The following is a 15,680-nucleotide window of genomic DNA, read 5'->3' on the forward strand; positions in this document are numbered from 1 at the left end:
GATGCACGTCAGCCGCCTGCTGGCCCGGGCGCTGACCAAGCTGCGGGGCGAGCTGCAGCCGATGCTGTAGGCAGGTCGCGGACCACAGAAAAGCGCCGTCCCCGCGGGGACGGCGCTTTTCCGTGCGCTCAGGAAGCGCCGCTGTTCTGCCAGTTGAGCCGGGTGAGCAGCTGACGGGCGCCGTCGGCGACCTCCGCCTCCACCACCACCGCGTACTGGCTCGCCTGCAGCGAGCTGCGCGAGGTGAAGTCGCGGCGCCCGCCGGTCATCGCCTGGGCGATGGCGCCGAAGATCGCGCCCCAGGCCGCACCGATGAGCAGGCCGACGAAGATCAGCCCGAACCAGTTGGAGTCGCTGAAGATGCCGAGGAACAGGCCGATGAACAGGCCGAACCAGGCGCCGCTGGCCGCGCCGGCGAGCGCGGCCCGCACCGTGGTCATCCGGCCCAGCACGTTCTCGACCAGGCGCAGGTCGGTGCCCACGATGCTGGTCTTCTCGACCGGGAACTGGTTGTCGGACAGGTAGTCGACGGCCTGCTGGGCCAGCGCGTAGTCCGGGTAGGTGGCCACCGACACGGTCGGTACGGCCGTAGCACCGGTGGTCGCGCGGGCGGCCGGGTCAGCGGCGGGCACGGCCGGGACGCCGGCCGGACCCGGCGGAACAGCGCCGCCGGTGGCGGGTGGGGTGGTGTGCGGGTTCTCAGGGGCGGTCATGGCGGGATACCTCCTCAGTCGGCGGCCGGCGCGGGATGCGCGGACGCCAGGGTGGGCGCGGAATCCACCGGCCGGTCACCGGCGGCGAGCCGTACCCAGATCGCGAAGACCCCGGCGACCGCGGCCGTGATGGCCGCCGCGCCGGCGAAGAAGGCGAAACGGCCGGAGACCAGGTCCGGCGTGACGCGCTCGGAGAGCACAACCGCGCCGATACCGAGCAGGCCGGCTGTCGCGCTGAGGGCGCCGATGCCGCCGAAGAGCAGCATCGCCAGCCGGTTCGGCCGGGCGGTGACGCCGGGGATCCGCGCCCGCCGGGCCCGGACCAGCGCGGACGCGCCCGCGCCCCAGGCCAGCACGACCAGCAGGGCGGCCACGGTGTCGCTCGGGCGGTGCCACTCGGCCCAGACGGTGGCGATCGCGATGATCGTCACGTAGGCGGCGCCGATCAGCGCGACCGTGCCGCGGATCGCGAACGGCAGCACCAGGATCAGCGCGAACGCCACCGAGGCGGCCGCGGTGGTGTGCCCGCTCGGGAACGAGTTGGGCGCGGGGAAGCCGTCCAGGTCGGGCCGGGGCAGGTAGTTCTTGAACAGCCGGGTGCTGGCGTTGGCCCCGATCACCAGCAGGCCGGCGGCCAGGGCCAGGTCGACCCGGCGGCGGATGAAGCCGATCGCCGCCGCGGCCACGCAGACCAGCACCAGGCTGGCCAGGGTGGTGCCGTTCAGCGCCCGGTCCAGCACCTGCACCACGCGCTCGTGCTGCACGTCGGCGCCCTGCATCATCAGCGTGTCCACGCTCTGCCCGAGCGGGGTACGCACGCAGGCCAGGTAGACCCCGGCCACGCCGGCCGCGGCGAGCAGCGCGACGAACGCGTGGCCGACCACGTGCCAGAAACCGCGGCCGGGCCGGTCGGCCGGCGCGGGGTCCGCGCTCTCGGCGGGGCGGGATGCCAGGGCCGTCATCGGCGGTGTCCTCCAGTACGTCACGAGTGGGCGGTTCCGCTTTGCCCAGACGAGTCACATCTCAAGCACGTCCGCGCCGCGGATCATAGCCCCCTGCCGTGTCAGCGGCCCCACCGAGCACATCTCCGTCCCCGGCAACCCGGATGCACCCGCTCGCAGCCCGGACCCGCAACGGCGCTTCGCGACCTTCGAACAGACGCCGAAACGCAGACACCGGCCGCGATGAAGGGGATGTTCATGCTGCACACCGCCCGCCGACTGCTCACCGCGCCGCTGCTGCTGGCCGCGCTCGGAGCCGGGCTGATCGTGGCGCCAGGCGCCGCCCACGCGGCCGGAGTGTCCGCCACCATCCACGTCGGGAACACGCTGAAGGTGCGCTCCGGGCCCTCGCTGACCGCCAAGGTGGTCGGCACGGTCCGCAACAAGCAGAAGGTCACCGTGGCCTGCTACGTGCCCGGCCAGAAGGTCAAGGGCTCGCTGCGGACCACCACCTCCTGGGACCGGCTGGGCACGGGCCGCTACGTCTCGCACGGCTACGTGAAGGCGGCCCGCTCGCTGCCGCGCTGTGCCGTGAGCTCGCCGACGGCCGTACCGGTGAAGAAGAAGACCTCCGGCACCGCACGGTACGTCACCGGCACGGTCAAGAGCACCGACGGCAGCGTGAACCTGCGCTCCGGCTCGGCCACCACCGAGTCGGTCACCGGTACGGTCGCCAGCGGCGCGAAGATCGACCTGACCTGCGCCGTCACCGGTCAGCACGTGGCCGGCACGGTCCGCTCGACGAACCAGTGGGACCGCACGCCGACCGGCTCCTACATCTCGCACGCCTACGTCTACTCCGGCCCGCTGCCGGTGTGCGCGGGCTCCCCGACCCCGGCGCCGTCGGTGACGCTCACCCCGGCCGAGTTCATCGCGGCCTCGGTGTCCGGCGCGCAGCGTGGCTGGCGCGAGTACGGCGTCCCGCCGTCGGTGACCATCGCCCAGGCCATCCTCGAGTCCGGCTGGGGCCGCAGCGGTCTGGCCTCGGTGGACCGCAACTACTTCGGCATCAAGTGCCAGAACGGCAGCTACGGCAAGCTGGCCAACGGTTGCCACGTCTACCGGACCAACGAGTGCACCAAGGCGGGCACCTGCTTCGCCACCTCGGCGAGCTTCCGGACGTACGCCACCCAGTCGCACTCGTTCCGCGACCACGGCAGCTTCCTGCGGGTCAACAGCCGCTACGCCGGGGCGTTCGCGCACACCAGGGACGCCAACAAGTTCATCTGGGCGGTGTGGAAGGCCGGATACGCGACCGACCCGAACTACTACACCAAGGTCACCGGCATCATGGCCGCCCACAAGCTGTACAAGTACGACACCTGGAAGTGAAGCGTTCTCACCCCCGTCGGCGGAACCTCGTCGGCGGGGGTGATCCGCGTCTTATGCTCCGTTCGGTGGGGAGTCGCGGGGCCAGGGTGCGAGACGGCGCGACCGGAGCGTGGTCAGGACGCTTCGTCGGCCCGCTGCTGGCCGCCACCGTGCTCGTCGTCGGTTGTACCGCCACCCTGCTCACCGCCGGCACCCTGCGCTCCGACCAGCGGGAGAGCGCCGCCCGGGTGATGGACCAGCGCACCTCGGTGGCCCGGGGGGCCGTCGCGGGTGAGGCCGGGCGCTACCGCAGCCTGCTGCAGGCGGTCGCGGCCGGACTGGGCACCAACATCCGGATCACCGCGACAGACTTCGCCGCCGCGTCGGCCCCGCTGGAGAGCGCCGGCCTGCTCGGTGTCAGCACCGTCGCCTTCGTGGTGCCGGCACGTACCGAGGCCGTCGCCCGGACCGAGGCGTTCTGGCGCGCCCGCGGGGCCACCGGGCTGCGGCTGGCCCCCAACGGCACCCATGCGGAGCACTACTTCTCGATCTTCCAGCGCACCCTGAACAACGGCACGCCGGCCACGGCCGGCATCGACGTGGCGTCGTCCGCCGAGGGCACCGCCGCGCTCGTCGAGTCCCGCCGCACCGGCCGGCCCGCCGTCTCCGACACCTACGTGCTGCTGCGCGACCGGGGGATCCCGCCGGACCGCCAGCAGCTGTCGTTCCTGTTCGCCGCCCCCGTCTTCGCCTCCGCCACGCTGCCCGGGCGGTTCCCCGAGTTCCAGGGCTGGGTGGCGCTGGGCCTGCGCGGCCAGGACTTCCTCGGCGGCGTGCTGGGCGCCGCCAGCCAGGGACTGCTCGACGGCGAGCTGTACGCCACCAACGGCGACGGGCGGCGGGTGCGGGTGGCCGCTTACGACGCGCCGGGCGGGCGGGACCTGGTCCGGCAGGCGACCTTCCCGGTGGCCGACCGGCAGTGGACGCTGGTCACCGCGGCCGACTCGCGCAACCTGCCCGGCGCGCACACCAGCTTGCCGCTGATCGTGCTGGCCGGCGGCCTGTCGATCACGTCCATGCTGGCCTGCCTGGTGTGGATCCTGGCCACCGGCCGGTCCCGCGCCCGGGCCCAGGTGCTGGTGGCGACCGAGGAGCTGCGGACCGCCGAGGCCGAGAGCCGTCGCCAGGCCGGGCTGCTCGGCGCGATCATGGCCAGTCTCGGCGACGGGGTCGGCGTGGTCGACGAGTCCGGCGCCTTCCTGCTGCACAATCCGGCGGCGAAGGCGCTGCTCGGTGTCCCGGAAGACGTCGACGGGCCGGGGGAGTGGCAGCAGCATTACGGTCTGTTCCGTCCCGACGGGCACACGCCGTTCCCGGTCGAGGAGATGCCGCTGGTCCGGGCCCTGCGCGGGGAGTCCTCCGACGGTGTCGAGATGATCATCCGCAACTCGCACCGCCCCGACGGCCTCCTGGTCAGCGTGGACGGCCGGCCCCTGGACGCGAACGCCGCCGGGCGCCACGGTGCCGTCGCCGTCTTCCACGACATCACCGAACTGCGCCGCTACGAGACCGACCTGGCCGTCTTCGCCGGGGTGGTCGCGCACGACCTCAAGGCGCCGCTCTCGGTGATCCGGGGGCACTGCGAGACCGCGGCGGACGAGCTCGCCGACGCGCCCGAGGGCCCGGAGGTGTTCGAGGCGCGTACCGCCCTGGACCGGATCGCCAACAGCGTCGACCGGATGGCCGCGCTGATCGACACCCTGCTGGCCTACACGACCTCGCGGGACGCGCCGCTCAAGCTCGGTACCGTGCGGCTCGGCCCACTCGTCGCCGACGTGATCGAGCAACGCCTGGCCGGCCCGCGCGCAAGTGGCCCGCCGCCCGACTTCTACGTCGGGCCGCTGCCCGACGTGCACGCCGACGCGGCCATGCTGCGCCACGTGCTGGACAACCTGATCGGCAACGCCCTCAAGTACGTACCGGCGGGCCGGCACCCCCGCATCGACGTCACCGCCCAGCCGGGACCGCCGGGCTGGACCCGGATCGAGATCGCTGACCGTGGCATCGGCATCCCGGACGAGGACAAGCCGAACATCTTCGAGTCCTTCCACCGGGCCGGCACCGCCGCCGGCTATGCCGGCACCGGTCTGGGGCTGGCCATCTGCCGCCGGATCGTGGAGCGCCACGGCGGCACGATCGGCGTCACCGACAACCCCGGCGGGGGTACGCGTTTCCACTTCACCCTGCCGCTCGCGGTCACCGCACCCGCTACCGGTCAGGCGGCCGGAGATCGGGCGGCCCTGGACCGGGCGCTGGCCGAGCGCGCGGCCGTCGAGGAGTCGACGCCCGCGCCGCTGTCCGGGGTCAGGCCGGCCGCGGCGGCAGCAGTGCCGCCACGCACGCCAGGAGCTGAGCGGGCAGGAACGGCTTGAGCAGGGTCGCGTTCGCACCGACCTCCGCCGCCCGCTCGTCCCCGGGCAGCATGGAACCGCTGGCCAGCACCACCGGGATGTGCTTGAGCCCGGCGTCGGCGCGGATCGCCCGGCACAGGTCCAGCCCGGTCATCCGGGGCATGTCGACGTCGGTCACCACGATGTCCGGGCGATGCTTGCGGACCGCTTCCAGGGCCGCGGCGCCGTCGCCGGCGACGACGACCTGATGGCCGGCCCGCTCCAGAGCGCGCTGGAGCACGAACCGGATGTCCTCGTGGTCCTCTGCGACGACGATCATGGCACCTCGGTCTCTCAGGGCCGGACGCCCGGCCGGAACCTGTCGGCAGAGTTACCGAACGAGACGCCCGCCGGGAAACGGGCAGGCCCGGTCCGGATCACGGCCGGGGCCGAACATCGAGGTCTGATCCGGCGCGGCGTGGGCAAGATGGAGGGCATGACGATTCCCTCCGTACCGCTGGGTGGCCCGGTCGACATGCCGCTGCTCGGCTTCGGCACCTGGCAGATCCGCGGGAGCGCCGCGTACGACGCGGTGCGTGAGGCGCTGGAGGCCGGCTACCGCCACCTCGACACCGCCACCATGTACGGCAACGAGGCCGAGGTCGGCCGGGCGCTGCGCGACAGCGGCGTGCCCCGCGACGAGGTCTTCATCACCACCAAGCTGCCGCCGGACCGGGCCGGGAAGGAACGGGCCACCCTGGACGCCAGCCTCACCGCGCTGGGCCTGGACGCCGTCGACCTGTGGCTGATCCACTGGCCACCGCGGCGCGGCAAATCGGTGCAGGTGTGGCGTGAGCTGCTGACCGCCCGCGACGAGGGCCGGGCCCGGGCCGTGGGGGTCAGCAACTACGGCACCGAGGACATCGACGAGCTGATCTCCGCCACCGGCGAGAAACCGGCGGTCAACCAGATCCGCTGGGGTCCCAAGCTGTACGACGCCAAGCTGGTGGCCGAGCACCGCGAGCGGGGTGTCGTGGTCGAGGGCTACTCGCCGTTCAAGACCACCGATCTGCACGACCCGGTGCTGACCCGGATCGCCACCGCGCACGGCGTCGACCCGGCCCGGGTGGTGCTGCGCTGGCACGTGCAGCACGAGATCGTGGTGATCCCCAAGAGCGCCACCCCGGAGCGGATCGCCCGCAACGCGCAGATCGACGGCTTGCTGCTCAGCGACGAGGAGATGACGCAGATCGACGGGCTGTCCCGGGTGTGACCGCGCCGGTGTGACGCGACGGCGGCGTTAATCACCGGGCGTTCCGGGCCGGATCTGCCTATTGTTGACGCGCCATGTCTGTCACACCCGTCAGCCCGGACCTCGCCGAGCTCCGCCGCCGCCTGTCCGAGCTGCTGCCGCGCGACGAGCGCCGGCTCCAGCGCCGCATCGAGGGCACCCGCAGGATCCGCGACGAGGTCGCGCGGGCCGCCGTGCTCACCGAGATCGCCGCCGAGGTGACCGAGGCCGAGCAGCGGCGCGCGGCCCGCCTGGCCGCCGTCCCGCCGATCACCTATCCCGACGAGCTGCCGGTCAGCCAGCGCCGCGAGGACATCCTGGCCGCCATCCGCGACCACCAGGTCGTGGTGATCGCCGGCGAGACCGGCTCGGGCAAGACCACCCAGCTGCCCAAGATCTGCCTGGAGCTGGGCCGGGGCGTCCGCGGCCAGATCGGACACACCCAGCCCCGCCGGATCGCCGCGCGCACGGTCGCCGAGCGCATCGCCGAGGAGCTGGGCACGCCGCTGGGCTCGACGGTCGGCTACAAGGTCCGCTTCACCGACCAGGTCACCGACGAGACCATGGTCAAGGTGATGACCGACGGCATCCTGCTCGCCGAGATCCAGAACGACCGGATGCTGCGCCGCTACGACACGCTGATCATCGACGAGGCGCACGAGCGCAGCCTCAACATCGACTTCATCCTCGGCTACCTGGCCCAGCTGCTGCCCAAGCGCCCCGATCTCAAGCTGATCATCACGTCGGCCACCATCGAGACACAGCGCTTCGCGGAGCATTTCGCCGGTCCGGGCGGTCCCGCCCCGGTGATCGAGGTCTCCGGGCGCACCTATCCGGTCGAGGTCCGCTACCGCCCGCTGGTGGAGTCGACCGGCGACGACGATGAGGGGGAGGGCCGCGAGGAGCCGGTCGACCAGGTGGACGGCATCGCCGCCGCCGTCGACGAGCTGGGCCGCGAGAGCAGCGGCGACATCCTGGTCTTCCTCAGCGGCGAGCGCGAGATCCGCGACACCGCCGACGCCCTCAACAAACGCGATCTGAAGAACACCGAGATCGTCCCGCTCTACGGCCGGCTCTCCGCCGCCGAGCAGCACAAGGTGTTCCAGCGGCACACCGGGCGCCGGGTCGTGCTGGCCACCAACGTCGCCGAGACCTCGCTGACCGTGCCGGGCATCCGCTACGTCATCGACCCCGGCACGGCCCGCATCTCCCGCTACAGCAGCCGGCTCAAGGTGCAGCGGCTGCCCATCGAGGCGGTCTCGCAGGCCAGCGCCAACCAGCGCAAGGGCCGCTGCGGGCGTACCTCCGACGGCATCTGCATCCGGCTGTACTCCGAGGAGGACTTCGAGGCGCGGCCGGCGTTCACCGAACCGGAGATCCTGCGCACCAACCTCGCCTCGGTCATCCTGCAGATGACCGCGCTGGGGCTGGGCGACCTGGCCGCGTTCCCGTTCATCGACCCGCCGGACAAGCGCAACGTCACCGACGGCGTGAAGCTGCTGGAGGAGCTCGGCGCGCTGGAGCAGCGCAAGCTCACCCCGCTGGGCCGCCAGCTGGCCCAGCTGCCGGTCGACCCGCGGCTGGCCCGCATGGTCATCGAGGCGGACGAACAGGACTGCCTGGCCGAGGTCATGGTGATCACCGCCGCGCTGTCCATCCAGGACCCGCGCGAGCGCCCGGCCGACAAGCAGCAGCAGGCGGACGAGAAGCACGCCCGGTTCGCCGACAAGGAATCGGACTTCTTCAGCTACCTCAACCTCTGGCGTTACCTGCGTGAGCAGCAGCGCGAGCTGTCCGGCAACCAGTTCCGCCGGCTGTGCCGCAGCGAGTTCCTCAACTACCTGCGGGTCCGCGAGTGGCAGGACATCTACTCGCAGCTGCGGCAGGTGGTCCGTACCCTCGGGCTCACCCTCACCGAGCGCGACGAGCTCGCCGGGGCCCAGCCGGTGCACACGGCCCTGCTCGCCGGGCTGCTCTCGCACATCGGCCTCAAGGACACCGACAAGCGCGAGTATCTCGGCGCCCGCGGCGCCAAGTTCGCGATCTTTCCCGGCTCGGCGCTGTTCAAGAAGCAGCCGCGCTGGGTGATGTCGGCCGAGCTGGTTGAGACCTCGAGGCTGTGGGGCCGGGTGAACGCGCGGATCGAGCCCGAGTGGGCCGAGAAGCTGGCGCCGCACCTGGTCAAGCGCAGCTACAGCGAGCCGCACTGGGAGAAGAAGCTGGGCGCGGTGATGGCGTACGAGAAGGTGACCCTCTACGGGCTGCCGATCGTGCCGCGCCGCAAGGTCGGCTACTCCCGGGTGGATCCGGCCATGTGCCGTGAGCTGTTCATCCGGCACGCGCTGGTCGAGGGCGACTGGGAGACCCACCACAAGTTCTTCGCGGAGAACACCAAGCTGCTGGCCCGGATCGAGGAGATCGAGAACAGGGCCCGCCGCCGGGACATCGCGGTGGACGACGAGACCGTGTTCGCCCTCTACGACGCCCGGATCCCCGCCGACGTGGTCTCCGCCCGGCACTTCGACGCGTGGTGGAAGAAGGCCCGTCACGAGACTCCCGACCTGCTCACGTTCACCTGGGAGCTGCTGGTCAACGCCGGCCGCGACGCCGTCGACCCGGGGGCGTACCCGGACGCCTGGCTGGTCGACGGGGTCCGGCTGCCGCTGACCTACCAGTTCGAGCCCGGCGCGGCGGCCGACGGCGTGACCGTGCAGGTACCGCTGCCGCTGCTCAACAAGCTCGACGCCGACGACTTCGGCTGGTCGGTGCCGGGGCTGCGCAAGGACGTCGTGATCGCGCTGATCCGGGCCCTGCCCAAGCAGCTGCGGACCAGCTTCGTCCCGGTGCCGGACTGGGCCGAGGCGGTCCTCAGCCGCATTCCGGCCCGGCGTGGCGCGCTGCCCGACGCGGTCGGCGACGAGCTGCGCCGGCTGACCGGCACGGTGGTGCCGCGCGACGCCTGGCGGCCCGACCAGGTCCCCGACCACCTCCGGATCAACTTCCGGGTGGTCAACGAGGACGGTGCCGTCGTGGGTCAGGGTCGCGACCTCGACGTGCTGCGGGCGAGCCTGGCGCCCAAGGTGCAGGCGACCATCTCCGCGGCCGCCGGGGCCATCGAGCGCCGCGGCATCACCACCAACGACTTCGGCAAGCTGCCCCGCTCGATCGCCCAGGTCCGCGGCGGTTACGAGGTCACCGTCTATCCGGCGCTGGCCGACGAGGGCGACAGCGTGGCGGTGCGTGTCTTCGAGACCGAGGCCGAGCAGCGGGAGGCGATGCGGGCCGGCACCCGGCGGCTGTTGCTGCTCACCCTGCCGCCGGCTGCCCGCTTCCTGCAGGGCCGCCTGGACAACCGGGCGAAGCTGGAGCTGTCCCGGGGCAACCCGTACCGCTCGATCGCCGACCTGCTCGACGACTGTGCCGGCGCGGCCGTCGACAAGCTGGTCGCCGACGCCGGCGGTCCGGCCTGGGACAAGGAGGCGTTCACGAAGCTGCGCGAGGAGGTCCGCGCCGATCTGGTGGACGCGGTCGCCAACGTGGTGACCCACGTGCGCGCCGTGCTGGCCACCGCGTACGACGTCGAGCAGCGCCTCGGCAGCACCCGCGATCCGGCCCTGGTGCCGGCCCTGGCCGACATCCGGCAGCAGCTCAAGGGCCTGGTGCATCCCGGCTTCGTGACCGGGACCGGCTGGAAGCAGCTGCATCACCTGCCCCGGTACCTGCGCGGCATCACGCACCGCCTGGACCGCCTGGCCGGCAACCTCCCGCGGGACCGGCAGCTGATGAGCCAGGTGCACGAGATCGAGCGGGAGTACCGCGAGCTGCGCGCCGAGCTGCCGGTGGGCGGCCCGGCCGACGAGGGCCTGCGGGAGATCCGCTGGATGATCGAGGAGCTGCGGATCAACTTCTTCGCCCAGGCTCTCGGCACCGCGTACCCGGTGTCGGACAAGCGGATCTTCAAGGCCATGGATCAGCTGCCCGGATAAGGTCTGCTGTACCTTTCGGGGTCGTTTCTCCGGCTGCGGGGTGCGTCCCGGGCAGCGGTCGGGTGCCGTTCGGTTACCCGGCTGTCAACCGGTGGTGCGAGGCCCTAGCGTCCTTCCCATGACGAACGAATTCCTGGCCTTCGCCCCGGTTTCCACCGCTCCCGCCGCCGACCCGGCCCGCGCGCTGCTGGACGAGATGATGGCGCGGGTCGGGGTCGACGGCCTCGCCGCCGCGCTCGGCGACGCCGGCCTGCTCGCCCAGGTCGACCAGCACGCCGCCGCGGTGCGCGACGCCCTGCGCGACGCCGGCCGCGCGGTCGACGCCGAAGGGCTGGCCGTCTACGCCAAGTCGATCCTCGCGGCCGCCGTGCGGATGGGTCGCCCAGTGCCGGAGGCCGGCCACGCGTACGTGTCGGGCACGGCATGGCTGGCGGCCGAGTGGCACCTGATGCGCCTGGTGGCCGTCTGCATGATCGCCGAATCGGCCGGTCTGCTGTAGAGATCACCCGAAACGCCGACCCGACGATGCCCGCGAAGTAAAGAATATTCCGTACCTTTTGTCCTATGCGTTTCGCCGCCTCCCTAGCCCTCGCGATGACGGCCCTGCCGGGCATCGCCGCCACCTCGCCCGCGCTCGCCGCACCGCCGGCAGCGCCCGCACCGGTCACCGTCGCCCGGTACTCGTTCGACGCGGGTGTGAGCGCCACCGGTCGCGTCGCCGAGAATTCCGGCCGCGGGAGCGCCCTGACGGTCCGCACCGCCGACCAGGGCCGGGTCACCTTCACCGGCACCACCGCGGACAAGGACGCGTCCTTCCCCGCCGCCTGCGCCGCCACCGCGAAGACCTGCCCGCGCGCGCTGCTCGAAGGCACCGACGACCCCGACCTCGACCCCGGCACCCGCACGTTCCGCTGGGGCGCCTCGGTCCGCCTCACCCGGGCCCAGGTGACCGGCTCCTCCAACGTCGTCCAGAAGGGCGTCGTGGACACTGACAGCCAGTGGAAGATGCAGATCGGCGCCACCCGGGGCCGGGCCCAGTGCGCCGTCGTCGGCCGCGGGTCGGCCAAGGTCTACCTGGTCCGCAGCAGCGTCGGTGTCGCCGACGCCAAGTGGCACACCGTCATGTGCCAGCGCTCGGGCGCCACCCTCAGCGTGTACGTCGACGGCCAGGAGCGCGGCCGCCTCGCCGTCCCGGCCACGCTGTCGATCTCCAACAACCTGCCGCTGCGCATCGGCGGCCCCAACTTCAACGCCAAGAGCGACATGTACCACGGCCAGCTCGACGACGTGTACGCCCGCCTGGGCTGACCCGGCGCGCCCGGCGCGGACACGCGGCGGCGGTCAGGCAGGTCACTGGCTGGGCCGGCCTGACCGCCATCCACCGCGCAGGGCAGGGGACCGGACCCGGCAAGGTTCGGCCCCTGTCCGCCGTGGCCGGGACCTGTCGCACCGCTCTGCCATCATGCCGGACATGGATCTGCAGTTCACCGGCGACGTCTGGTACTGGCGGGGGCCGGCGCCGTGGTACTTCGTGACGGTGCCGGAGCCGGAGTGCGCCACGCTGCGCTCCTGGTCGTACGCGAGCTACGGCTGGGGGATGATCCCGGTGGTCGCACGGATCGGCGGCACCGCCTGGGAGACCTCGCTGTGGCCCAAGGACGGCCGGTACGTCCTGCCGGTTAAGGCCCATGTCCGGCAGGCCGAGGAGCTCGACGAAGGGGTCACCGTCGCGGTGCGGCTCGCCGTCCGCGACCGGGGCTGAGGGTCACGACGGCGCCCGCCAGCCCCGCGGCGTGGTCGCGTCGCGCCGCATGACCACGGGAAAGACGCTCGAATAGGCCTGCCAGGACGGCTGCGCGCGGGGCCGCGGAGCCTCGGCCGACCGGACCAGCGCCCGCAGGATGTCCTGCCCGGCCCGGTGCAGCTGCGGATCGGTGACCAGCCCGTGCGCGTCGACCGCGGCCGGATCGAGCGGCACCCGGATGCAGGCCGGACGCAGCAGCCGGGCGTTGCCGTAACTCAGGGCGGTCTGCAGCGCGGTGAGCGCACTCTCGTCCTGCCCGGGGGCGGCCACGGAGAGCCAGGCCGCCGGTTTGCCGTTGAGGTCGCCGCCGTCGACCAGCCAGTCCAGCAGATTCTTGAGGCTGCCCGGCAGCGAACCGGCGTACTCCGGGGTGCTGAACAGCAGTGCCTGCGCGGCCTCCACCTCGTCGCGCAGCCGGGCCACAGCCTCAGGCACCGGTTGTTCCCCGGGCACGAACGCCGGCAGCGTCCGCAGGCCGTCGTAGAGCGTGGCGGTGAGGTCCGCCGGAGCGGATCGCGCCGTTGTCCGCAGGGCGGCGGTGTGCAGCGAACCCTCGCTGGTGCCGCCCGTGATCAGCAGGATGCGCGTCATGCCGAGACGATAAGGCCGGACCCTCACGTTCCGGCCGCGACGCGGCGGGGTCGGCGTCCGTCGATCATGTGGCTCAGTTCACGCCCCCGGCTCAGCCCCGCAGCGCGGCGAGCACCCGGCGGACCTGATCCAGCGGCGCGTCACCCAGCGGACGCAGCACGATCGTGCCCGCACCGGCGGCCCGCAACGCCGCCACCCGGTCCGGCACGATCGAGGCCGGCCCGATCAGCGTGAACAGCTCGGCCGGCTCGGCGCCCAGCCAGGCGGCCTGGGTGGCGAGGATGTCCCGGGTCGCCGCGGCGGCCCGGCCGGCGTCGTCCTCCACGTGCAGATAGACGAAGACGATCAGCTCGTGATCCGGGCGGTCACCGGCGGCGCGGCCACGCTCGATGTGCTCCCGGGAAGCGGCGATCCGGTCCGGGCCGATGCCCTCGGCGAGGATCGTCCCGTCGGCGACGCGCCCGGACAACTCCAGCGACTTCGCCCGAACCACCCCGGTGACCAGTGGCGGGACCTCGGCCGGCGGGTGCACCAGGCGGACGCCGTCCAGGGTCACCTCCCGGCCGTGGCTAGTGACGGTCTCGCCGCTCAGCAGGGCGCGTACCCCGACGATGGTCTCCTCCAACAGCGCCAGCTTGCTGGTGGCTTCCGCGCCCACCTGCCGCATCCATTCCGCCACCCCGTGGCCCAGCCCGGGCACGAGGCGTCCCGGATAGGTCCGCGCGAGCATCGCCAGCTCCATGGCCAGCAGGACCGGATTGCGCAGCGCCACCGGGGCGATGCCGATGCCCACCCGCAGGGTGTCGGTGGCGGCCAGGGCGACCGCGGCGGAGCTGATCGAGCCGGCCCAGCCGAGATCCTCGACCACCCACAGGTCGTCGGCGCCCGCCTCCTGCACGCCCGCGGCGAACGCGGCCAGCTCCTCGGGCGCCCGGTCCCGGTCGAACATGACACCGATGCGCGGCCGGGCCGTGAAGTGATGTGCGGACATCGCGCGAGTCTATGCAGTGCGGCCGGTTCTAGGCTGGACCGATGCCGCAGCCCGAGCCGCGCCGGGACCCGATCGCCGTCGTGCCCTACCGCGACGAGTGGCCCGTCTCGTTCGCCGGCCAGCGGGTCCGCGTGGAGGCGGCGCTGCGGCCCTGGCTCGTGGGCCGGGTCGAGCACATCGGCAGCACCGCCGTTCCCGGGCTCGCCGCCAAGCCCATCATCGACATGCTGGCCCGTATCGACGACTACGAGCGCAGCAGCGGCCTGATCGGCGCGCTGGCGCGGATCGGCTGGGTGCACGCGCCCGAGCCCGGCGACGCCGGACGCCGGAAGTGGTCCGGCTGCTTTCCGTCGATCGCGTGGCGCACCCACCACCTGCACATCGTCGAGGACCGGTCGCCGGACTGGCCGCAGCTGCTCGCGTTCCGGGACCACCTGCGTGACCACCCGGAGGACGCCGCCGCATACGCCCGCCTCAAGGCAGCCCTGGCCGCGGCGGACGACCGGGACCGGCCCCGGTACCGGGCCGGCAAAGCGCCCTTCATCACGGAGCTGCTCCGGCGACGCGCTTGACCTCGAGCCGCGTTGAGGTTGGAACCTCTACCCGGCTGGTTGTCGAGTGGAGGTGGTCGGAGTGCGGGTGGTCGAGGTGACCCGGTTCGGTGGGCCCGAGGTGCTGGTCGCGGTGGACGCGCCGGATCCGGTGCCCGGTCCGGGTGAGGTCGTGGTCGAGGTGGCCGCGGCGGACGTGCTGTGGGTCGAGACCATGATCCGCAAGGGGCAGGGCGGGGACTACTTCCCGGTGCGGCCGCCGTACCGGCCCGGTAGCGGGGTCGCCGGCACGGTGGCGCTGGTCGGTGCCGGTGTCGACCCCGCGTGGGCCGGGCGCCGGGTGGTGACGCGGACCGGACCGCCCGGCGGCTACGGGGAGCGGGCGCTCGTGCCGGCCGAGGGGCTGATCCCGGTGCCGGACGCGGTCGCCCTCACCGACGCGGCGGCGCTGCTGCACGACGGTGTCACCGCGCTGGGGCTCATGGACATCGTCGCCGTCGAAGCGGGGGACCGGGTGCTCATCACGGCCGCCGCGGGCGGGCTGGGCGCGCTGCTGGTCCAGCTGGCGCACGCGGCCGGCGCCGAGGTTGTCGCGGCGGCCCGGGGTGCGCGCAAACTCGAGCGGCTCGGGCCGCTGGGCGCCGACCTGGTGGTGGACTACTCCGCTCCGGACTGGACCGGGCAGGTGCGTGCCGGCGGCCGGGGCGTGGACGTGGTGCTGGACGGCGCGGGTGGTGCGTACGGGCGGGCGGCCCTCGCCCTGGTTTCGCCCGGTGGCCGTTTCTCGGGACACGGCATGCCCGCGGGTTCCTTCGTCGGTCACGGCGATCCGGTCCCGGCGGGTGTCACGGTGACCGGCATCGAGCGCGTGCAGTTCGGGCCGGAGCAGTTCCGGCACTACGCCGCCGCCGCGCTCAGTGAGGCGGCGGCCGGGCGGCTCCGGCCGTTGATCGGGCAGACCTTCCCGCTGGACCGCGCGGCCGACGCGCACGCCGCGATCGAGGACCGGACCGCGATCGGCAAGACGCTGCTGACCCGCCGATAGAGGCGG

General features: G+C 72.9%; 14 protein-coding genes. 9 read left to right on the plus strand and 5 right to left on the minus strand.

All coding sequences use genetic code 11. From position 1 onward, the window contains the following. Positions 1-128: 128 nt before the first annotated feature. Complete coding sequence (locus tag Aau02nite_RS43920; protein ID WP_212994636.1) at positions 129-713, minus strand: general stress protein; 585 nt, start codon at positions 711-713, stop codon at positions 129-131. A gap of 14 nt (positions 714-727) precedes the next feature. Then, on the minus strand, positions 728-1,675 hold the full coding sequence (locus tag Aau02nite_RS43925; protein WP_212994637.1) for a phosphatase PAP2 family protein: 948 nt from the start codon (positions 1,673-1,675) through the stop codon (positions 728-730). A 237-nt stretch (positions 1,676-1,912) separates the two neighbouring features. On the opposite strand from Aau02nite_RS43925, the gene gsmA reads away from it, so the two are divergent. Both gsmA and Aau02nite_RS43935 read left to right on the plus strand, forming a co-directional pair. Continuing rightward, positions 1,913-3,046, plus strand: a complete 1,134-nt coding sequence (gsmA, locus tag Aau02nite_RS43930) for a sporangiospore maturation cell wall hydrolase GsmA (RefSeq protein WP_212994638.1) — start codon at positions 1,913-1,915, stop codon at positions 3,044-3,046. A 65-nt stretch (positions 3,047-3,111) separates the two neighbouring features. Then, on the plus strand, positions 3,112-5,457 hold the full coding sequence (locus tag Aau02nite_RS43935) for an ATP-binding protein (protein ID WP_246595899.1): 2,346 nt from the start codon (positions 3,112-3,114) through the stop codon (positions 5,455-5,457). On the opposite strand, the gene Aau02nite_RS43940 is transcribed toward Aau02nite_RS43935, so the two are convergent. Next, positions 5,390-5,755, minus strand: a complete 366-nt coding sequence (locus Aau02nite_RS43940; protein WP_212994640.1) for a response regulator — start codon at positions 5,753-5,755, stop codon at positions 5,390-5,392. The two genes, Aau02nite_RS43935 and Aau02nite_RS43940, sit on opposite strands and share 68 nt — an antisense overlap. A gap of 147 nt (positions 5,756-5,902) precedes the next feature. On the opposite strand from Aau02nite_RS43940, the gene Aau02nite_RS43945 reads away from it, so the two are divergent. The 5 genes from Aau02nite_RS43945 to Aau02nite_RS43965 all read left to right on the plus strand — a co-directional run bounded on the left by Aau02nite_RS43945 (position 5,903) and on the right by Aau02nite_RS43965 (position 12,454). Next, the gene (locus Aau02nite_RS43945; protein ID WP_438841235.1) at positions 5,903-6,688 is read left to right on the plus strand and encodes an aldo/keto reductase; all 786 of its coding nucleotides are present in this window, start codon (positions 5,903-5,905) and stop codon (positions 6,686-6,688) included. A gap of 74 nt (positions 6,689-6,762) precedes the next feature. Then, a complete protein-coding gene (gene hrpA, locus Aau02nite_RS43950; protein WP_212994641.1) occupies positions 6,763-10,692 on the plus strand; it encodes an ATP-dependent RNA helicase HrpA in 3,930 nt (1,309 codons plus the stop codon). A 118-nt stretch (positions 10,693-10,810) separates the two neighbouring features. After that, positions 10,811-11,191, plus strand: a complete 381-nt coding sequence (locus Aau02nite_RS43955; protein ID WP_212994642.1) for a DUF6401 family natural product biosynthesis protein — start codon at positions 10,811-10,813, stop codon at positions 11,189-11,191. A gap of 65 nt (positions 11,192-11,256) precedes the next feature. Next, positions 11,257-12,000 (plus strand): LamG-like jellyroll fold domain-containing protein, encoded by a 744-nt coding sequence (locus Aau02nite_RS43960; protein ID WP_212994643.1) that lies wholly within the window; start codon positions 11,257-11,259, stop codon positions 11,998-12,000. Positions 12,001-12,163: 163 nt separating this feature from the next. Continuing rightward, the gene (locus tag Aau02nite_RS43965; protein ID WP_212994644.1) at positions 12,164-12,454 is read left to right on the plus strand and encodes a DUF1905 domain-containing protein; all 291 of its coding nucleotides are present in this window, start codon (positions 12,164-12,166) and stop codon (positions 12,452-12,454) included. 3 nt (positions 12,455-12,457) lie between these two features. Here the strand turns inward: Aau02nite_RS43965 and Aau02nite_RS43970 are convergent, their stop codons facing one another. Together Aau02nite_RS43970 and Aau02nite_RS43975 are read right to left on the minus strand one after the other, a co-directional pair. After that, positions 12,458-13,087 carry an NADPH-dependent FMN reductase gene (locus Aau02nite_RS43970; protein WP_212994645.1) on the minus strand — a complete coding sequence of 210 codons (630 nt, stop codon included), beginning with the start codon at positions 13,085-13,087 and terminating at the stop codon, positions 12,458-12,460. 91 nt (positions 13,088-13,178) lie between these two features. Further along, entirely contained in the window at positions 13,179-14,078 is a 900-nt protein-coding gene (locus tag Aau02nite_RS43975) for an LLM class flavin-dependent oxidoreductase (protein ID WP_212994646.1), read from the minus strand. 41 nt (positions 14,079-14,119) lie between these two features. On the opposite strand from Aau02nite_RS43975, the gene Aau02nite_RS43980 reads away from it, so the two are divergent. Together Aau02nite_RS43980 and Aau02nite_RS43985 are read left to right on the plus strand one after the other, a co-directional pair. Continuing rightward, positions 14,120-14,650 (plus strand): GrpB family protein, encoded by a 531-nt coding sequence (locus Aau02nite_RS43980; RefSeq protein ID WP_212994647.1) that lies wholly within the window; start codon positions 14,120-14,122, stop codon positions 14,648-14,650. Positions 14,651-14,696: 46 nt separating this feature from the next. Next, on the plus strand, positions 14,697-15,674 hold the full coding sequence (locus Aau02nite_RS43985) for a zinc-binding dehydrogenase (protein WP_307857985.1): 978 nt from the start codon (positions 14,697-14,699) through the stop codon (positions 15,672-15,674). Positions 15,675-15,680: the final 6 nt, after the last annotated feature.

The sequence above is a fragment of the Actinoplanes auranticolor genome, assembly GCF_018332655.1.
Classification (GTDB): Bacteria; Actinomycetota; Actinomycetes; order Mycobacteriales; family Micromonosporaceae; genus Actinoplanes; species Actinoplanes auranticolor.